The 19,207-nt window shown below is 64.8% G+C and carries 18 protein-coding genes; 15 read left to right on the forward strand and 3 right to left on the reverse strand.

Annotated elements, in window-relative coordinates; all coding sequences use genetic code 11:
- Positions 1-7: 7 nt before the first annotated feature.
- From cheW to flhF, 10 genes are all read left to right on the forward strand, one after another.
- A complete protein-coding gene (gene cheW / locus IB258_RS00870; RefSeq protein ID WP_054456661.1) occupies positions 8-508 on the forward strand; it encodes a chemotaxis protein CheW in 501 nt (166 codons plus the stop codon).
- Between the two features lie 90 nt (positions 509-598).
- Positions 599-2,302 (forward strand): methyl-accepting chemotaxis protein, encoded by a 1,704-nt coding sequence (locus IB258_RS00875; protein WP_119451937.1) that lies wholly within the window; start codon positions 599-601, stop codon positions 2,300-2,302.
- Positions 2,303-2,310: 8 nt separating this feature from the next.
- Positions 2,311-3,168 (forward strand): CheR family methyltransferase, encoded by an 858-nt coding sequence (locus IB258_RS00880; RefSeq protein ID WP_054456662.1) that lies wholly within the window; start codon positions 2,311-2,313, stop codon positions 3,166-3,168.
- 19 nt (positions 3,169-3,187) lie between these two features.
- On the forward strand, positions 3,188-4,246 hold the full coding sequence (locus IB258_RS00885) for a chemotaxis response regulator protein-glutamate methylesterase (RefSeq protein WP_013393378.1): 1,059 nt from the start codon (positions 3,188-3,190) through the stop codon (positions 4,244-4,246).
- A 50-nt stretch (positions 4,247-4,296) separates the two neighbouring features.
- Positions 4,297-4,686, forward strand: a complete 390-nt coding sequence (gene cheY / locus IB258_RS00890; protein ID WP_013393379.1) for a chemotaxis response regulator CheY — start codon at positions 4,297-4,299, stop codon at positions 4,684-4,686.
- 8 nt (positions 4,687-4,694) lie between these two features.
- On the forward strand, positions 4,695-5,327 hold the full coding sequence (gene cheZ / locus IB258_RS00895) for a protein phosphatase CheZ (RefSeq protein WP_054456663.1): 633 nt from the start codon (positions 4,695-4,697) through the stop codon (positions 5,325-5,327).
- Positions 5,328-5,547: 220 nt separating this feature from the next.
- On the forward strand, positions 5,548-7,095 hold the full coding sequence (locus tag IB258_RS00900; protein WP_225590237.1) for a methyl-accepting chemotaxis protein: 1,548 nt from the start codon (positions 5,548-5,550) through the stop codon (positions 7,093-7,095).
- 186 nt (positions 7,096-7,281) lie between these two features.
- Positions 7,282-8,436, forward strand: coding sequence for a flagellar biosynthesis protein FlhB (gene flhB, locus IB258_RS00905; RefSeq protein ID WP_054456664.1), 1,155 nt, complete (start codon positions 7,282-7,284; stop codon positions 8,434-8,436).
- Between the two features lie 3 nt (positions 8,437-8,439).
- Positions 8,440-10,560: a flagellar biosynthesis protein FlhA gene (gene flhA / locus IB258_RS00910; protein WP_119452092.1), complete on the forward strand. Its 2,121-nt coding sequence runs from the start codon at positions 8,440-8,442 to the stop codon at positions 10,558-10,560.
- On the forward strand, positions 10,557-13,325 hold the full coding sequence (flhF, locus tag IB258_RS00915) for a flagellar biosynthesis protein FlhF (protein ID WP_192352000.1): 2,769 nt from the start codon (positions 10,557-10,559) through the stop codon (positions 13,323-13,325). The genes flhA and flhF overlap by 4 nt, the downstream gene beginning before the upstream one ends.
- A 107-nt stretch (positions 13,326-13,432) precedes the next feature.
- Here the strand turns inward: flhF and IB258_RS00920 are convergent, their stop codons facing one another.
- From IB258_RS00920 to flgA, 3 genes are all read right to left on the reverse strand, one after another.
- Positions 13,433-13,912 (reverse strand): flagella synthesis protein FlgN, encoded by a 480-nt coding sequence (locus tag IB258_RS00920; RefSeq protein ID WP_054456868.1) that lies wholly within the window; start codon positions 13,910-13,912, stop codon positions 13,433-13,435.
- Between the two features lie 31 nt (positions 13,913-13,943).
- On the reverse strand, positions 13,944-14,237 hold the full coding sequence (gene flgM, locus IB258_RS00925) for a flagellar biosynthesis anti-sigma factor FlgM (RefSeq protein ID WP_054456667.1): 294 nt from the start codon (positions 14,235-14,237) through the stop codon (positions 13,944-13,946).
- 129 nt (positions 14,238-14,366) lie between these two features.
- Positions 14,367-15,080 (reverse strand): flagellar basal body P-ring formation chaperone FlgA, encoded by a 714-nt coding sequence (flgA, locus tag IB258_RS00930; protein ID WP_125473406.1) that lies wholly within the window; start codon positions 15,078-15,080, stop codon positions 14,367-14,369.
- Between the two features lie 177 nt (positions 15,081-15,257).
- Here flgA and flgB point away from each other — a divergent pair, with 177 nt between their 5' ends.
- The 5 genes from flgB to IB258_RS00955 all read left to right on the forward strand — a co-directional run bounded on the left by flgB (position 15,258) and on the right by IB258_RS00955 (position 19,200).
- On the forward strand, positions 15,258-15,665 hold the full coding sequence (flgB, locus tag IB258_RS00935; RefSeq protein ID WP_054456668.1) for a flagellar basal body rod protein FlgB: 408 nt from the start codon (positions 15,258-15,260) through the stop codon (positions 15,663-15,665).
- Between the two features lie 23 nt (positions 15,666-15,688).
- Positions 15,689-16,108 (forward strand): flagellar basal body rod protein FlgC, encoded by a 420-nt coding sequence (flgC, locus tag IB258_RS00940; protein ID WP_054456669.1) that lies wholly within the window; start codon positions 15,689-15,691, stop codon positions 16,106-16,108.
- 20 nt (positions 16,109-16,128) lie between these two features.
- Positions 16,129-16,827: a flagellar hook capping FlgD N-terminal domain-containing protein gene (locus IB258_RS00945; RefSeq protein ID WP_054456670.1), complete on the forward strand. Its 699-nt coding sequence runs from the start codon at positions 16,129-16,131 to the stop codon at positions 16,825-16,827.
- A 71-nt stretch (positions 16,828-16,898) separates the two neighbouring features.
- Entirely contained in the window at positions 16,899-18,398 is a 1,500-nt protein-coding gene (locus tag IB258_RS00950) for a flagellar hook-basal body complex protein (RefSeq protein WP_192352001.1), read from the forward strand.
- Positions 18,399-18,435: 37 nt separating this feature from the next.
- On the forward strand, positions 18,436-19,200 hold the full coding sequence (locus IB258_RS00955; RefSeq protein ID WP_054456672.1) for a flagellar basal body rod protein FlgF: 765 nt from the start codon (positions 18,436-18,438) through the stop codon (positions 19,198-19,200).
- Positions 19,201-19,207 lie beyond the last annotated feature (7 nt).

Raw genomic sequence — 19,207 nt, forward strand, 5'->3', positions numbered from 1 at the left:
AAACCTCATGGCAGCCAAACCGCAAGCGCAAGCCGCGCGCAATGAAGATGTCGGCAGCGAGTTCCTGGTCTTTACGCTGGGCGACGAAGAGTACGGCATCGACATCCTGAAGGTGCAGGAGATCCGCGGCTACGACGCCGACACGGTCACCCGCATTGCGAATGTTCCGCCGTTCATCAAGGGCGTGACGAACCTGCGCGGCATCATCGTGCCGATCGTCGACCTGCGCATCAAGTTCAATCTGGGCCGCGTCGACTACAACGAGCAGACCGTGGTCATCATCCTGAACCTCGACCGCCGCGTCGTCGGTATCGTGGTGGATGGCGTGTCCGATGTGCTGATGCTCAATTCGGGCCAGATCCGCCCGGCGCCGGAATTCGGCGCCACTTTGTCCACCGAGTACCTGACGGGCCTGGGCACGGTGGACGAACGCATGCTGATCCTGGTGGATATTGAAAAAATGATGACCAGCGACGAAATGGCGCTGGTGGAGAAGGTCGCGTCCTGATCGGAACGGCCTGCTGGGAGGTAAAAGCGCCATATTGAACCCAATGTGGCGCTTTCCTTTAACGACTTCAATCTGGGAGTGGTTCTTGTGATGCGCAAGTTCTTCGCAAACATGACGATACGCAGCAGCCTGTTGTGGGTGCTGGCGTTTTTCTCATTCATGTTGGTGATAGGGGCCGCGTTGGGCGTGCTGTCCCTGCGCATCAGCAATGGCACCCTGGCGCAGATCAAGCAATCGCAAGAGCTGGATGACGCGGTCGGCCGCGTGGTCTCCAGCTACAAGGACACCATGACTGGCCTGGGCCGCGCGGCCGCCGCCAACTATGCGGACATCGTGAAGAGCGTGGGGCAGCCCACCTTGCTGACCCAGGGCTTGTCCTCCGAGGCGGCGGGCCTGCTGGAGCGGGCCAAGGCCTCCATGAACAAGGGGCAGGCCGAGTACGAGTATTACAAGAGCCTGGCTCGGCCCGCCGAAGCGGCCGACGCCCTGAAAGAAATCGACGAATCCTATGACGCGCTGGTCCGGCAAGGGCTGACGCCGCTGGTGGCCGCCTTGGAAAAGGCGGACATGCCTGCCTACCAGAAGCAAGTCCAGACGGTACAGGACGCTCTCGAGGGCCGGTACGCGCGCGCCATCGAAGGCTTTGATTTCTGGCGCGCCAGCAAGACGCTGGATGCGCACGAAGTGGCACAGGTGCGCTACCAGTTCGTCCTGATGGCAGTCGCCGCCGGCGGCGTGATCGCCGCGCTGCTGGTGTTCGCCACCTATGTGTTCCTGCGTCGCCGCGTGCTGCTGCCGCTGAAGGAAGCCGGTCATCACTTCGACCGCATCGCCGGTGGCGACCTCACCGCCCGCGTGGACGCGCGCAATACCAACGAAATCGGCCAGCTGTTCGCCGCCTTGAAGCGCATGCAGGAAAGCCTGACCCGCACCGTGGCGTCAGTGCGCCGCGGCGTGGATGAGATCAACGTCGGTTCGCACGAGATCGCGGCGGGTAATACGGACCTGTCCAGCCGCACCGAGCAGCAAGCGGCCTCGCTGGAAGAAACCGCGGCTTCGATGGAAGAGCTGGCCTCTACCGTCAAGCAGAACGCCGACAATGCGCGCCAGGCCAACCAGCTGGCGGCCAGCGCCTCGGACGTGGCAGAGCGCGGCGGTTCGGCGGTGTCGGAAGTGGTCCACACCATGCAGGAAATTTCGGCAAGTTCGCGCAAGATTTCCGAGATTGTGTCGGTGATCGACGGCATTGCCTTCCAGACCAACATCCTGGCGCTGAATGCGGCGGTGGAAGCTGCCCGAGCGGGCGAGCAGGGCAAAGGCTTTGCCGTGGTGGCAGGCGAAGTGCGCTCGTTGGCGCAACGCAGCGCCCAGGCGGCCAAGGAAATCAAGGGCCTGATCGAGGATTCCGTGACCAAGGTTGGCGCGGGCTCGCAGCAGGTGGAGCGCGCCGGCTCGACGATGCAGGAGATCGTGGCCTCGGTGAAGCGCGTGACGGACATCATGGGCGAGATCTCGGCGGCGTCCGAAGAGCAGTCCAGCGGCATCGAGCAGGTCAACCGTGCCGTGTCGCAGATGGACGAGGTGACGCAGCAGAATGCGGCGCTGGTGGAAGAGGCTGCAGCAGCTGCGGGTTCTCTGCAGGAGCAGGCGCAGCGTCTGGCCGAAGCGGTGTCCGTGTTCAAAATCAACGTGGGCGAGGTCATCGAGGTTCCGGCCCAGCGCCTGTCGTCGGCGCGTTCCGCCGGTGACGACACCCGCTTGCAGGCGCCTGACGCGCTTGCGCTTGGGCACTGAGGATCGCAGTGGCTACAGCAGCGGCAACCCAGGCGCCGTCCATTTCGGTGGAACGCCAATTCGATTTTCGCGACGCGGACTTTTCGCGCGTGCGCAAGATGATTCACGCCTATGCGGGAATTTCGTTGGGCACGCACAAGCGCGAAATGGTCTACAGCCGACTTGCCCGGCGCCTGCGCGCGCTGGGCATGCAGGATTTCGGCAGCTATCTGGACCAGCTTGAAAACGAACCGAATGCGGCTGAGTGGGAAGATTTCGTCAACGCATTGACGACCAACCTGACCGCCTTCTTCCGCGAATCGCATCACTTCCCCATCTTGGCTGACTTTGCCAAACGGCGCGGCGGCCCGGTGTCGGTATGGTGCTGTGCGGCCTCCACCGGGGAAGAACCGTATTCCATCGCCATGACGCTGGTGGAAGCGCTGGGCCCTCGGGCCAGTGCAAGTTCGGTGCTGGCCACCGATATCGACACCAATGTGCTCACCCGTGCGCGCGCGGGGGTCTACCCGGCCGAGCGCGTGGACAAAATGGATAGCGAGCGTCTGCGGCGCTTCTTCTTGAAAGGCCGGGGCGCCAACGAAGGGCAGGTCCGGGTGCGTCCCGAGATCGCCGACATGGTCCGATACGAGACGCTGAACCTGTTGGCGCCGACGTGGCAGATCAACGAACAGTTTGATGTGATCTTCTGTCGCAACGTCATGATTTATTTCGATAAACCTACCCAGGCCAGGATCCTGGAACGGTTTGTGCCGCTGCTCAAGCCGGGTGGCTTGCTGTTTGCTGGCCATTCCGAGAACTTCACCTATATCAGCCGGGACTTTCGTCTGCGCGGGCAGACTGTCTATGAATGCGCGGGCAGGTCCTGAGCGGGCCGAGGCAGCAAAAATGAAGAAAATTAGCGTTTTGTGTGTGGACGATTCGGCGTTGGTGCGTGGCCTGATGACCGAGATCATCAACAGCCAGCCGGACATGGAGGTGGTCGCAACCGCGCCCGATCCGCTGGTGGCACGCGAACTCATCAAGCGCCATAACCCCGACGTGCTGACGCTGGACGTGGAAATGCCCCGCATGGACGGGCTGGATTTCCTGGAAAAACTGATGCGCCTGCGGCCCATGCCGGTGGTGATGGTGTCGTCGCTGACCGAGCGCGGCGGCGAAATCACGTTGCGGGCCCTGGAACTGGGCGCGATCGACTTCGTCACCAAGCCCAAGCTGGGCATCCGCGACGGCCTGCTCGAATACACCGAGATCATCGCCGACAAGATACGCGCCGCCTCGCGCGCCAAGCTGCGCGCGCCAGCAGCGCACGCCGCGCCCGCCGCACCCGCGCCCATGTTGCGCCGTCCGCTGTCCAGCTCGGAAAAGCTGGTCATCGTCGGCGCGTCCACGGGCGGCACGGAAGCGATCCGCGAGGTGCTGCAGCCGTTGCCGCCCGACAGCCCGGCCATCCTGATCACCCAACACATGCCGGCGGGCTTCACGCGCTCCTTTGCGCAACGCCTGGATGCCCTGTGTGCGGTGACGGTCCGTGAAGCCGTGCACGGCGACCGCGTGTTGCCCGGGCACGTTTATCTGGCGCCGGGCGGTGACATGCACATGCGTCTGGGCCGCAGCGGTGCCAACTACGTGATCGAGCTTGAAGCCAGCGAACCCGTCAACCGCCATCGCCCGTCGGTGGACGTGCTGTTCAACTCGGCGGCCGTAGCCGCGGGCAAGAACGCCATCGGCGTCATCCTGACCGGCATGGGCAAGGACGGCGCGGCCGGCATGCTGGCCATGCACCGCGCGGGCGCCCACACGATTGCGCAGGACGAGGCCAGCTGCGTCGTCTTCGGTATGCCCCGCGAAGCTATCGCCTTGGGCGCCGCGGATGAAGTGGTTTCGTTGTCGGCGATAAGCGAACGCATTCTGACTCGCCTGGGCGATCGCGGGCACCGCGTCTGACGCGCAAGGCTCCCCGATCGGTCCAAGCTAAATTTTTTCTGGAGTAGAAGATGGTAGACAAGGGCCTGAAGATTCTGGTGGTGGATGACTTCCCCACCATGCGGCGGATCATCCGCAACCTGCTCAAAGAGCTGGGTTTCGAGAACGTGGATGAGGCCGAAGACGGCGCCATCGGCCTGGAAAAGCTGCGCAACGGCGGTTTCCAGTTCGTGGTGTCGGACTGGAACATGCCCAATCTCGACGGCCTGGAGATGCTCAAGCAGATCCGCGCCGACGCGGCGCTGGCCTCGCTGCCCGTGCTGATGGTGACGGCCGAGGCCAAGAAGGAAAACATCGTTGCCGCGGCCCAGGCCGGCGCCAACGGTTATGTGGTCAAGCCTTTCACGGCGGCGACGCTGGAAGAGAAGCTCAACAAGATCTTCGAGAAAATCGCCGGTTGAGGTGAGCCATGAGCACGACGGAACATGAGAGCCCGGGCGAATCCCCCGACCTGATCCACCGCATCGCGTCGCTGACGCGCATGCTGCGCGACAGCATGCGCGAACTGGGGCTGGATCAGGCCATCAAGGACGCAGCCAACGCGATTCCCGATGCCCGCGACCGTCTGCGCTACGTGGCGCAGATGACGGAGCAGGCCGCCAACCGCGTCTTGAACGCCACCGAGCAGGCCGGCCCCATCCAGGATGGCCTGTCGCGCTCGGCGCAGGCGCTGGATGCGCGCTGGCAGCAGTGGTACGACCAGCCCCTGGAATTGCCCGAGGCGCGCGAGCTTGTGAAGGACACGCGCGCCTACCTGCAGGATGTGCCGAAGCAGGCGCAGCAGACGCAATCCCAGCTGATGGAAATCATCATGGCGCAGGATTTCCAGGACCTCACGGGCCAGGTCATCATGCGCATGATGGACGTGGTCGGCGCGATCGAGCGTGAACTGCTGCAGGTGCTGCTGGACAACGTCCCGCAAGAACGCCGCGACGAAGCCAACAGCCTGCTCAACGGGCCGCAGATCAGTCCGCAAGGCAAGACCGACGTGGTGACCAGCCAGGACCAGGTCGACGACCTGCTGGCCAGCCTGGGCTTCTAGCCGGGAGCCGCGCCGCCGGACAGGGACTCCGGCGGTGCATTTTCCGGGTGGTGCCGCCCGCGCATGAAGGTAGTCCCTAAGGGCGCAAAGCGCGCCTCGTGGATAGACTCCCCTCCAAAACAATAATCAGGGGCCGTGCAGCGTGAATCATGGCGCGCAATGCGCGCCAGGCAACGGATGCCCATAGAAGGCGATCCGGGCCGGCACAAGGAGATTGATCATGGCCAGATCCGTATTCCGCCTGGGCGGCATGTGGCGGTTGTTGCGGCGGCTCAATCGCGGCGACGCGACCCTGTCGGAACGTACGCTATCCATCAGCCCGGCCGTTTGGCCGCTGTACGGTTTCATGGCGCGCATACGCAGCCGCATCATGACCGTACGCCAATCCAGCATCGAAATCGCGCTGAACGCCGCGCGCACGCAGTTCCAGGCGGGCCATTGTTCGATCCTGGCACAGGAGCAGGCGCGGGCCGCGGAAGCGCTCGCGGCCAGCGGCGCGCAAATCGCCGCGTTGTCGACGTCAACCTCCACCCATGCGCGCGAGATTGCCGAGGTGTCAGGGCAAAATCTGCACGCGGCGCAGCAGGCGCTGGCCGAACTGTCCGACGTCAAGGCGCGGGTGGAGCGCATGACGCGGGAGATGGCTTCATTCACCGAGGTGGTCGGTCAACTGACAGACCGCGCCCACTCCGTTGGCGACATCAGCAAGCTGATCAAGGAGATCGCCTTGCAGACTCAACTCCTGGCCTTGAACGCCGGGGTCGAGGCGGCCCGGGCGGGGGATGCGGGGCGGGGATTCGCCGTGGTCGCCAGCGAGGTCGGGCGGCTGGCCGAGCGTGTGAACTCGGCTACCAGCGATATCGGCCGGCATACCGCCGAAATGTTGGAGCTGGTGGAGACGACCCAGCATCAGACCGGCACATTGCGCGAGGACGTCAACGCGTCCGGCGCAGTGCTGGATCGGACATGCTCCGGCTTTGAGCGTTTCGTGCGGGATTTCGACAGCATGAACCGCCAGGTCGGCGACGTTGTCCAGGCCATAGGCGAGGTGGACTCCACCAACCACGGTATGAGCGAGGAGGTGGGGCGGATAGCGGCGTTGAGCGCCGACGTGTTGAATCGCGTCGGCAACATGTCCAGCGAAATCGACCGCATCCGTCGCCAGACGGAGAGCGTGCAGGAGGTGCTGGCCGACATACGCACCGGCAATACCGCCTTTGACGGCCTGTCCCAGGCTGTCGAAGCCTTCCGCGACGCCGCTGTCAACCTTCTGGAAGACGCCAGAAGCCGTGGTGCCGATGTGTTCGACCGCCACTACCGGCGCATTCCCGGCAGCGAACCTGCGCGCTACCACACCAGTTACGACCGGCAGATCGATGAGACCGTGACGCAGTTGCTTGATAGTGTGCTGGATGGCGTGCCGGGCGGGATCTACACGATCCTGGTGGACGGCCGGGGATACGCGCCGGCCCACAATCGCCGCTTTTCGCAAGCGCCTACCGGGGATCCGAAGCAGGACATCCTGCGAGTGCGCAACAAGCGCATCTTCGATGATCCGGTGGGCTTGCGCCTGGCGACCAATACCGGCGGGATGTTGCTGCAGACCTATTCCCGCGATACGGGCGAAATCGTCAATGACATTTCCATCCCGGTCTATCTGGGGTCGGAACATTGGGGCGCGGTGCGGATCGGCCTGGACTTCAACCGCTTCCAGGCGGCGGCCGGAGAGGGCGAGGCAGACCGGCTGGCGGTCGCCACAGGCCACTGACGTGGCTGGCCTGCCCGGGCCTGGGGGCGTTCCGGGCGGGCCTGGAGCGCGCCGCCTGAAACGCATCCGGGAATAGCGCCGCTTTCCCCCCGTTTCTTGGCTTATCGCCAGACCCCGGGGCCTCCTAGAATCTCGGCGGGCAGCTCGTAATTCCAGAATCCGCGAGCCGCAACGACACCGCAGAGCATGGCCGAAGAAAGCGACCTCGAAAAAACCGAAGCCGCCTCTCCCAGGCGCCTGGAAAAGGCGCGCGAGGAGGGGCAGATTGCGCGTTCCCGCGAGTTGGGAACGTTCATGATGCTGGCGGCGGGCGTGGGTGCCATCTGGGTGGGCGGCAGCTCGCTCTACCGGACCCTGAGCGGCGTGTTGCGCAACGGCCTGGCGTTCGATCAGCGCATCGTTCTCGATCCCGGCGTGATGGTCGAGCGTGCGGTGGAGGGTTTCGGCCAGGCCCTGCTGGTGCTGTTGCCGATTTTCGGGCTGTTGGCTGTCATCGCCGTGTTGTCCAGCGTGCTTTTGGGCGGCATCGTCATCTCGGGCAAGCCCCTGCAGTTCAATTTCTCCAAGCTCAGCCCCATTTCCGGGGTGAAGCGGATGTTCTCGTCACAGACGGTGGTGGAGCTCATCAAGGCGCTGGCCAAGGCCGCGCTGGTCGGCGGCGTGGCGGTCTGGGTCATCTGGCGCTACCACGACGACATGCTCAGCCTGATGCACGTGGCGCCGTCGGCGGCGCTGATCAAGGCGCTGACGCTGGTGGCGATGTGCTGCGCCTTCATCGTGGCGTCGCTGATGATCATCGTCATGCTGGACGTGCCGTGGCAGATCTGGAGCCACCTGAAGAAGCTGCGCATGTCCAAGGAAGACGTGCGCCAGGAACACAAGGAAAGCGAAGGCGACCCTCACGTGAAGGCGCGCATCCGGCAGCAGCAGCGCCAGGCGGCGCGCCGCCGCATGATGGCAGAAGTGCCGAAGGCGGACGTGGTGGTCACCAACCCCACGCACTACGCCGTGGCCCTGAAGTACGACGAGGAAAAGAGCGGCGCGCCGCGGGTGCTGGCCAAGGGTACGGGCCTGATCGCAGCCAAGATCCGCGAGCTTGCCGCCGAGAACCGCATCCCCACATTGGAAGCGCCGCCCTTGGCGCGCGCATTGCATCAACACGTGGAGCTTGGGCAGGAAATCCCGTCCGAACTCTACACCGCGGTGGCAGAAGTGCTGGCGTGGGTCTTCCAGCTGCGCTCCTGGCGGGCCGGTTGGGGCGCCGAGCCGACGGCCCCGACCCGGTTGCCCGTGCCGGTCGAGCTGGACCCGCAAGCCAAAACCGCAGCACAAGGAGCTTAAGGAATGAGCGCTTTGCTCACCATGTTGAAAAGTAACGGGGCCACGCATGCGCGGCTGCTGGCAGGGCCCATCCTGATCGTGATGGTGCTGGGCATGATGGTTTTGCCCCTGCCCACGTTCCTGCTCGACCTGCTGTTCACCTTCAACATCGCGTTGTCCGTGATGATCCTGCTGGTGGCCATGTTTACGCGCAAGCCGCTGGATTTCGCGGCATTTCCGGCCGTGCTGCTGTTCGCCACGCTGCTGCGCCTGTCGTTGAACGTCGCTTCCACCCGCGTGGTGCTGCTTCATGGCCACACCGGGCCCGACGCCGCTGGCAAGGTCATCGAGGCCTTCGGCCACTTCCTGGTCGGCGGCAACTTCGCCGTGGGGATCATCGTCTTCGTGATCCTGACCATCATCAACTTCATCGTCATCACCAAGGGCGCGGGCCGTATCGCCGAAGTGGGCGCGCGCTTCACCCTGGACGCGATGCCGGGCAAGCAGATGGCGATCGACGCGGACCTGAACGCGGGCCTGATCGGCGAAGACGAGGCGCGCAAGCGCCGCGCGGAAGTCTCCCAGGAATCCGACTTCTTCGGCTCGATGGACGGCGCCAGCAAGTTTGTGCGCGGCGACGCCATCGCCGGCCTGCTGATCATGGCGATCAACATCATCGGCGGTTTGATCGTGGGCGTCGCCCAGCATGACATGTCGATGGGTGATTCGGCGCGCGTCTACACGCTGCTGACCATCGGCGACGGCCTGGTGGCCCAGATCCCGGCGCTGGTGATTTCGACCGCGGCGGGCGTGGTGGTGTCGCGCGTTTCGACCGACCAGGACATCGGCCAGCAGATTCTCAGCCAGCTGTTCTCCAACCCCAGCGTGCTGTTCCTGACCGCCGGTATCGTCGGCATCATGGGCCTGATCCCCAATATGCCGCACGTTGCATTCCTGACCCTGGCCGGCGCGCTGGCCTGGGGCGGCTGGATGCTGTACAAGCGACAAACCGCGGCAGCGGCCGCGGCGGCCGAGGTGCCGCCACAGGCGATTACGCAGGCACAGGCCGCGGCGGCCGAGGCCAGTTGGGACGACGTGTCCATGGTGGACCAGCTAGGCCTTGAGGTCGGCTACCGCCTGATCCCGCTGGTGGACCACGCCCAGAATGGTGAACTGCTGCACCGCATCCGCAGCCTGCGCAAGAAATTCGCGCAGGACGTAGGCTTTTTGCCCCCGGTCGTGCATATCCGCGACAACCTGGAGCTCAAGCCCAACGATTACCGCATCCTGCTGTCCGGCGTGGAGGTCGGTCACGGCGTCGCCATGCCTGGCCAGTGGCTGGCCATCGACCCGGGCGGCGTGACCGTGCAGATCAAGGGCACGCCCACGACCGATCCCGCCTTCGGCTTGCCGGCGCTGTGGATCGACGGCAGTCTGCGCGATCAGGCGCAGGTGGCGGGCTACACAGTGGTTGATGCGGGTACCGTGGTCGCTACCCATCTGAATCACCTGATGCATCGTCACGGTTCCAATCTGCTGGGCCGCCAGGAAGTGCAGCAATTGTTGGACCGCATTGGACGCGATGCGCCCAAGCTGGTCGAAGATCTGGTGCCCAAGACCCTGTCGCTCACGGCATTGCAGAAGGTATTGCAGGGCCTGCTGTCGGAAGAGGTGCCGATCCGCGATATGCGCACCATCATCGACACCTTGTCCGAGCACGGTCCGCGCCTGGCGGCGCTGGCCGCGGGTACGGGCAGCCAGCCCGACATCAACGAACTGATCGCGCTGACGCGTCGTTCGCTGGGCCGCGCCATCACCCAGCAATGGTTCCCTGGAGAGGGCGAGCTGCGGGTGATTGGCCTGGACGTGAAGCTTGAGCGTGTGCTTTCGCAGGCGATGACGACCAGCGGCGGCCTGGAACCCGGGCTGGCAGATACCTTGCTGCGCGAAGCGCAGGCTGCGGTCGAACGCCAGGAATCGCAGGGCAACGCGCCGGTGCTGCTGGTGTCTCCGGTCTTGCGTGCGCCTTTGTCGCGCTTCCTGCGGCACCATCTGCCGCAGCTGGGCGTGTTGTCGAATACGGAAATACCCGATGAGCGCATGGTGCGTGTTACCGCGCTGATCGGCGGAGGTAATGGGGCATGAAGATAAGCCGATTTTTTGGGGCGAATAGCCGCGATGTGATGCGCCAGGTCCGGCAGGTGCTGGGCCCGGACGCGCTGATCGTGTCGAACCGCAGCGTCGATGGCGGCGTGGAGGTGCTGGCCACCGTCGAAGGCGCTTTTGACGATGCCGGCTATGAGGCCGCGCCGCGCCAGGACGCCGCGCCCGTCCGGCCGCCCGAAGCGCTGCCGCCTGCGGGCATGCGCTTCGATCTGCCTGAGCAGGCAGGGCGCGCGTCCACGCCTGTGATGCCGCAGGGCGGATATGCGACGCCGTCGCGTTCGATCGCCGCATACCAGACCGCCTACGCCTCTTCGACGCAGCCTGACGATGAGACACCCCAGGTTGCTCCGATAGCGCCCCAGCCGGTGGCGCCCGTGCGGGTTGAATTGCCATCGCTGCCGCCGTTGCGCCAGGTCCCCGCAGATCAGTCCGCCGCATCCGCTGCTGCGCCGGCAGGGTTGGTCCCGGCGGCGCCTGTAGCCTATGCGGGCCAGCCGGCAAGCGCGGCTCCAGCGCCTGCGGCCTATACGCCGTCCACGCCCCAACCGGCACCCGCGCCTGCCATGGCCCGCATGCCGGACGCGCCGTTGCGCCAGCCGCCAGTTTTGCCCTCTGCTGCCATGCCGGCCGACGCCGCAGCCGGACTGCAGGACGCCATAAGCGCGCTGCGCGGCGCTTTGGAAAGCCGCATGGATGGCCTGCTCTGGGGCGGCCGCCAAGGGCCAGGCCGGGAACCCGCGGGCGCGGCTCTGTTCCGCAGCCTGCTGGATGCGGGGTTCAGCACCAAGCTGGTGCGCACGCTGGTGGAGCGCCTGCCGGAAGGAATGACGCCGGAAGCGGCGCTGAGCTGGGCCCGCAACGAACTGGTGACCCACCTGCCCGTGCTGCGTTCCGAGGATGAGTTCCTGGCTGGCGGCGTATATGCCCTGGTCGGTCCGACCGGTGTGGGCAAGACGACCACGCTGGCCAAGCTGGCCGCACGCTGCGTGGCGCGCGAGGGCCGCGAGCAGGTCGCGATGCTGACCACCGACAATTTCCGGATCGGCGCGCTGGAACAGCTGCAGATCTACGGACGCCTGATGGGCGTGCCCGCCCACTCCGTGCGCGACGCGGGCGAGTTGCGCCGCATCCTGGCTGAATTGGGCAGCCGCAAGATCGTGCTGATCGATACCACCGGCATCAGCCAGCGCGATCGCCAGGTGGCGGAACAGGCAGCCATGCTGTGCAACGCGGGCAAACCCGTGCGCCGGCTACTGGTGCTCAACGCGGCCAGTCAAGGCGACACGCTGGACGAAGTGGCGCATGCGTACCGTAATGGCGTGGGCGAGGATGTCGCCGGATGCATCATTACCAAGCTGGACGAGGCTACGCGCCTGGGTGCGGCGCTGGATACGGCCATCCGTCACCGCTTGCCCATCCATTACATGTCGGTCGGGCAGAAAGTGCCGGAACACATGGAGCTGGCCCGCGCCGACGTGCTGATCGACCGCGCCTTCTCGATGGTCGAGCGCGCCCGCGCGCTGTACACCCCTAGCGAGGCAGACCTCGCGACGCTGGTGTCCGCGTCGCGGGAGCCGGAAAGCGTGGATCCAGCGCGCAAGCGGCAATTGCTGGCGTCCGCCATCCTGCGTCCGCAAGGCGGTGCGGGGTCCATCGAGGCCGCGCAGAACCTGGACGACGCGATCGCCTGGCTGGAAAGCGATCCCGCCTGCGTGCAGGCTCGCGCATCCTGGCGCGGCTATGTTGGCGACAGTTCGGGCGCGAGCGTAGCCGCCCTGGGCGATGACCCCTTGGCGATGGTGCGTCGAGAGTTTTCCGCGGTTTGCGGACGGCACCTGCTTGCCATGCATGGCAAGACCGCCATGAAGGGGGAGGGCCTCCCGGGTGGGGCCTTGCTGGGCACGCTGCTGATGAGTGATCGCGGCACGGCTTTGGCGGCACCAGCGCAGCAATTGGTGCTGCCGCACGGCCTGTTGTCCTCCTTTGCGCCAGCGGCGCCGGCCCAGCCGGACGCGGCCCTGGCGCTAGAGGCGCGAGTGGCCTGGCTGGCCGAGAAACTGGCGCGCGTCCCGGTCGTACACATGCTGGAAACCGGTACTTCCGCCTTGTGGCCAGCTTTGAACGAGCAGGGCGTTGCCTGGGTTGCGCGCAGCGCTGGCGGGCAGCGCGTCATCCAGGATGACTGCCCGACCAATCTGAATGCCGTGGGCAAGAGCGTGGGCTATCTGCCCGTCGGCCAACCTGGCGATATGCCGGGGCTGCACAGCGTCCAGGGCAGCAAGCGCGTGCCCCTGGCGTTGTGGGCCTCAGGTACGGAAGTGATCCTGCCGGGCCGCAACGGTGGCGAGCCCGTCCGGCTGGTCTGCGCCCGGCTGATCGACACGGTCAGTGGTGAGGTGGCCGGACAGTTGTTCGGCATGACCAATCTGCCCGCGTCCCAAGCGGATGCCGCCACCGTGGCGCGCTGGCTGGTGCTGCAGGATGAGGCCAAGGCGGGGTTCCGCTGTATGGCGAATGCGTGGCAGGCTTTGCCGGCGGTGGACGGCGCTCATGCCTTGGCGCGCCAATCGCTAATGGCCGGCCAGATGGGCGCGGCATGTTGGCAGCTGGCGCATACGCCGGCAGCGGAAGTGCTGCGCGGCCCCCTGTCGGGCATCATGGGAACGGATCGCAAGCTGTCCGGGCGCATGTTGCCGGTGGCTTTGCTGAAGATGTATGCGATGCTGGAAATGACGGCGGGGTGACGACGGCCGTTGTTGCAGTGGCTTTGCGCAAATATGTGATGGGTTGCGCGCGATAGCGAGGTGGGATCTTGCGCGCGAACTGGCGCGCTTTACCCATCCTGCCAGATTCAACCAGCCACGATGGGCTTGCGGCCCGGGCCGCTGCGTGCGCCACGCCCGCGGGCGTCGTAAGTGGACACGGTGCCACCCGCCGCGCCCAAGCCGCGCAGGGCGTCCAGCGACTGCTGCGTGTAGCGCAAGTGCACGTCGATGAGCGCGCCGTTGCGCAAGTTGATTTCGTTGGCGGATGCCGATTTGCTCAGCAAGGCCTGCCAGACTCCGGACAGCTGCGGATGCAGAACGGCTGCCTGCTCGGTGCCGGTGTGTCCGGCGGGCAGACCGATTTCCGCGAGTAGGGAGTCCCGGACCTGGCTCAGGTCCACGAGCTTGCGGGCGACGTCGCCCTTGCGCTCGGTAATTTCCTGCAGCGTACCGACGCTTCCCAAGCCCACCAGCACCTCGGTCTCTTCTTCCAGAATGGCGGAGAACTCGGTGATCAGGGCATCTTCCTGGCGCATGCAGGATTGCAGGGATTCGACGGTGCTCATGGTCATGCTGTTCGGCTCGGGAGGTTCGGGGTTATTTCAGCAAGTCGCGGGCGCTGGCAATCAGGCTGTCCGCGATGCGGCCGGTGTCGATCTTCAACTGACCCGATGCGATTGCCGCACGGATGGCGGCGACGCGTTCAACGTTGATGTCATTGGAGCCGTCCTGCAGCGCCAACAGTTTGCGCGACGCCGAGCTCAGCGCCACCTGCGAGCTGCTGGAGCCGCTGGCGCTACTGGCGCCATAGGCCTGGGCAACCGCTGAGTCGGCGCGGGGCGCGACGGCGTCAGCCGATAGGGGGCGGTTGGTGGTCGAATTGATCTTCAAGATTTTCTCCGCAGGGCGTCCTGGGTCGGTTGTGCGACGGTTTCGCCTACTTATGCCTCAGTAACGGCAGGGCCGGACGGAACTTTAGGGGCAGGCGGCGTGTTGGTGCAATGCGACATGTAACAACAATTACAGTTGTATTTCCACCAGGCCGGCGTTGCGCACCACGCCGCTGACCACTTGGCCGCCTGCGGTGCGGACCTGCACGGTTGCGCCAGGTGCGGCGTTGTCGAGCGCCTGGCCTTCGCTGCTGACGACGAAGCCCTTCCCGCGCGCGTTGATGCGGACGTTGGCGCCGCGCACCACCGATTGTGCGTTGCGCAATCCGGAACCCCGCACCGCTTGCCCCGCATTGATCCGGTGCACGGCCGACATGCCCACCACGGTTTGCGGATCTGTAATCGCGCCAGGGGGCAGGGAGACCAAATCGCCGTCTCTTGGAGCGAGGTCGTCCGGCGTCAGGGCCTGCCCCGCAGCAATCATGCGGGCGGCGACGTAGTAGTGGCCCGGCACGCTCACCGTCGCCTGGACATACGCCGTCCAGGGCTTGGGCGCGTTGCAGCGCACCCCGACCGTCATGCGTGAACGCAGTTTCATACCCGAGGGCATAAACGGGGACATGGCGTCGCAAGGCGCCAGGCGTTCCGCGCGCGGCGGGTCTATCGCGATCGAGGGCTGCCCTGGAAGGCCGGCCAGTTGATCCAGCAGATAGGTTTGTGCGGCAAGAGCGATCGCCTCGGGTGCCTGGACGGCGGCTTCCTGCCCCTGCGCGGCGGCCAGGGGCAGCAGCAGGGCTGCCAGGCAGCCTGCGCGCGCGCGGAGTCGGAGTGCGGATATTTTCATGATGGAGGAATTGTAGAAGTCCGCGGCATTCGGCAATACGTGAATTGGATGAGAAATGACGGGTTATTTGGCTGATTGTGTTGAGCCCCCGGCCCCTATGATGCCGTCATCCAATGGGATAACGGTCTGTCCGGCGTCCCTGGCTTTATCTGAATTGCAACGCACCAAGGCGCCCCGATGCTAGACAGGCTTAATGAAGATTTTCGGTTCTTCCAGCAGTCCCTGGGACTGCGCGCGCAACGCCAGGAAGTGCTGTCGTCGAACATCGCCAATGCCGATACGCCCAACTACAAGGCGCGCGATTTCGACTTCAAGACGGCCATGGCCAACGCCATGGAAGGCACGAAACGCCTGCCCGACACCGCGCTCACGCTGACTGCCGCTCGCCATATTCCGGCCAAGGCCGTATCGCAAGGTCCGACGGAACTCCTGTACCGCCTGCCGTACCAGCCGAGCATGGATGGCAACACGGTGGACATGGACATCGAACGCGTGCAGTTCGCGGATAACACGCTGCATTACCAAAGCACGATGCAGATGCTGTCTGGCCGTATCCGGACCATGATGGCCGCAATTCAGGAATGATTCTTTAAAGGGAGCGGCAGGCAATGTCCTTGTTGAGCATTTTCGATATCGCCGGTTCGGCGCTCAGCGCGCAATCGCAGCGCATGAACGTGGCGGCCAGCAACATGGCCAACGCCGACAGCGTGGTTGGCCCCGACGGCAAACCCTACCGCGCCCGTCAGGTCGTGTTCCAGGTGAATCCCCCGGCCGGCCAGGCGCTGGGCCAGGAAATCGGCGGCGTGCGCGTGGCTGGCGTGGTCGAAGACCAGTCCCCCTTGAAGCAGGTCTATGACCCGCAGCACCCCATGGCCGACGCGCAGGGTTACGTCAGCATGCCCAATGTCGACCCGGTGGCCGAAACCGTGAACATGATCGCAGCCTCGCGCTCTTACCAGGCAAACGTGGAAGTGCTCAACACCGCCAAGGCCCTGATGCAGAAGACCCTGACCATCGGCCAGTCCTAATTTCCGGAACCAGTTAATCCATGACCACTATCGACCAATCGACGAGCAAGACCGGCTTGGGCCTGGCTCAAACGGGCGCCAATAGCAGCAGCACGGCGCAAGGCCTGCAGGACCAGTTCCTGAAACTGCTGGTCACGCAGCTGCAGAACCAGGATCCCCTGAACCCGATGCAGAATGCCGAGCTGACCTCCCAGCTGGCGCAGATCTCCACGGTGGAAGGCATCACCAACCTGAAGAACACCATGCTCGCCATCAGTGGCCAGATCGACGTGTCGCAGTCGATGAATGCCGTGGCCATGATAGGCAAGGGCGTGCTGATTCCCGGCTCCAAGATCAAGTCTGGCGTGGATGCGGCAAATCCCGAGGCCCGCGTCGTCACGCCTTACGGTCTGGACCTGCAGGGCGATGCCCAGAAAGTGCAGATCCGCATTTCCGACGCCAATGGCGCGGTCGTGCGCACGATCGAAACGACAGACCAGAAGCCCGGCGTGTACACGCTGTCCTGGGATGGCAAGAACGATAACGGCATTGTGCTGGAACCGGGCGCGTACACCGTGTCCGTCCTGGCTACGGATGCCGATGGCAAGAAGGTGAATGCGGAAGTCCTGAGCTACGGCCAGGTCAAGAGCGTGGCGTACTCCACTGAAGGCCTGAGGCTGGATCTGGGCCTGGAAGGCCAGACCAGCATGCTGGACGTGCGCAAGGTGATCGGCGCCTGAAGCGGGCGCAATGTATCGGTGCCGGCGCAAGGGCGGCGGCTTCCCCTAGTTAAAGATTAGCGAGAACAAACATGGGTTTCGGACAAGGATTGAGCGGCTTGAACGCCGCAGCGCAGAACCTGGACGTCATCGGCAACAACATCGCCAACTCCGGCACGGTCGGCTTCAAGTCCGCCACCGCGTCGTTCGCCGACGTTTACGCCAGTTCGCGCGTCGGCCTGGGCGTGAAGGTTGCGGCCATCAACCAGCGCTTTACCGTGGGTACGGTGAACGGCGGCGGCGGCGAATACGACATCGCCATTGACGGCGCCAAGGGCATGTTCCGCGTAACCGACCAGAGCGGTGCGGTGATGTACACCCGCAACGGCGAATTCCTGGTCGACAAGAACAACTTCATCATCAACGCACAGGGCTATCGTCTGACGGGTTATCCGCCGGGCTCCGTGGGCGCGAATCCGGTGGAATTGCAGTTGCCTACTGCCAACGTGGCACCGAAGGCGACTTCCACTGGCACCACCGTGGCCAACCTGGATGCCAACGCGAAAGTCATCTACGAAACGGATACGCAAACCAAGGCGCCTGTCCTTGGGAAGGTCACGCTGGGTGCGGCGCCTGGCACTGTGTACACCTTCAGCCGAGATGCCACGGGTACCGCCAAACTGGAGGATACCGAGCCCGCCGGTGGTGGGCTGCCCGCCCCGGGCTCCACCTTCACCGTCGGTACGGAAACGGTAACCGTGGGCGCGGGCGGAGTTATTACGAGCGGTGATCTGTCGAAGATGGGGGCGTTCACGGAGTACACGGCGGCTGTCGTCGAAACTGGCAAGCCGTTCGACCCGAAGCTGTCCAACACCTATACCAACGCCTCGCCGATGACGGTGTTCGACTCGCTGGGCAATTCCCATCAGGTCATGCAGTACTTCGTGAAGCGCCCCGCAGCTACTGCGGATACCAGCACGTACGACGTTTACTACACGATCGACGGGCAGGCCATGGCGCCGACCACCGAAGCGGGCGGAGTCTGGGGCAACCCGCAGAAGTTCACCTTTAACAAGGCCGGCGTGATGACCAGCGCACCTGTCGTCAACCTGTCCTTCGCCAACCCGGGCGGCGGCACCACGCCTGCAGATCCGATCAACATTGCGATGAACTACGCCGGCACCACACAGTTCGGCAGCGCCTACAAGCTGGTAGCCAAGCCGGACGGATACGCTTCCGGCGAGTTCAGCGGCATCAACATCAGTGGTGACGGCAGCATAGTGGCGAGCTACACCAACGGCGAGACCCAGGTCGTCGGCACCATCGTGCTGGCTGACTTCTCCAACCTGCAGGGGCTGCAGCCCGTGGGCAACAACGCCTGGACGGAAACCTCCGCCTCCGGCCAGCCCATCCTGGGCCAGCCCGGCACCAACGGCCTCTCCAAGGTCGTGGGCCAGGCCACGGAGTCGTCCAACGTCGACATGAGCAAGGAACTGGTCAACATGATCATCGCCCAGCGCACGTACCAGGCCAACTCGCAGACCATCAAGACTCAGGACGAAATCATGCAAGTCCTGATGAATCTGAAGTAAGCCGGGCAGGCACGAGACGACACCGACGGAATAGGCAATGGACCGTATCATCTACACCGCCATGAATGGCGCGGCGCGCATCACCGAGCATCAGGCCGCGCTTTCCAACAACATGGCCAACGTGAACACGGCGGGTTTCCGCGAGCAGATCGCGCTGTACCGCTCCGTGCCGGTCACGGATGGGACGAGTCTGCCCACGCGTGTTTCGACGGTGGCGTCCACGCCGCGCAACAGCTTCCAGATGGGCAATATGCAGACCACGGGCCGGGACCTGGACGTGGCGCTGTCCAGCGAGCGTGGCTGGATCGCCGTGCAGACGCCGCAGGGCGAGGCGTACACCCGCGCCGGCAGCCTGCAGGTCGGTATCAATGGCTTGTTGCAGACCTCGTTGGGCCAACCCGTGTTGTCGGACCAGGGCGGCCCCATCGACGTGCCCGACCAGGCCGCGCTGACCATCACCGCGGACGGCACCATTACCGCCATCGGCGCAGGCGACGCGCCGAACAACATCCTGAACCTGGGCCGGATCAAACTGGCCAGCCCGCAGAACGAGCAGCTGGTGCACGGCGACGATGGCGTCTTCCGCATGGCGCCCGTCAATGGCCAACCCGCGCCTCCGGTGCCTGCCGACCCCAGCCTGCGGCTGTTGTCGGGCGTGCTGGAAGGCAGCAATACCAATCCGATGGCGGCGATGGTCGGCATGATCGCCAACGCCCGCCGCTTCGAGCAGCAGATGCAGGTGATCCAGCAGTCGGACCGCAACGCCGAGCGCGCCAACGGCATCCTGTCGGTAAGCGCGTGATACGGCA

The organism is Achromobacter sp. ACM02 (assembly GCF_014851605.1).
Lineage (GTDB): Bacteria > Pseudomonadota > Gammaproteobacteria > Burkholderiales > Burkholderiaceae_B > Achromobacter > Achromobacter aegrifaciens.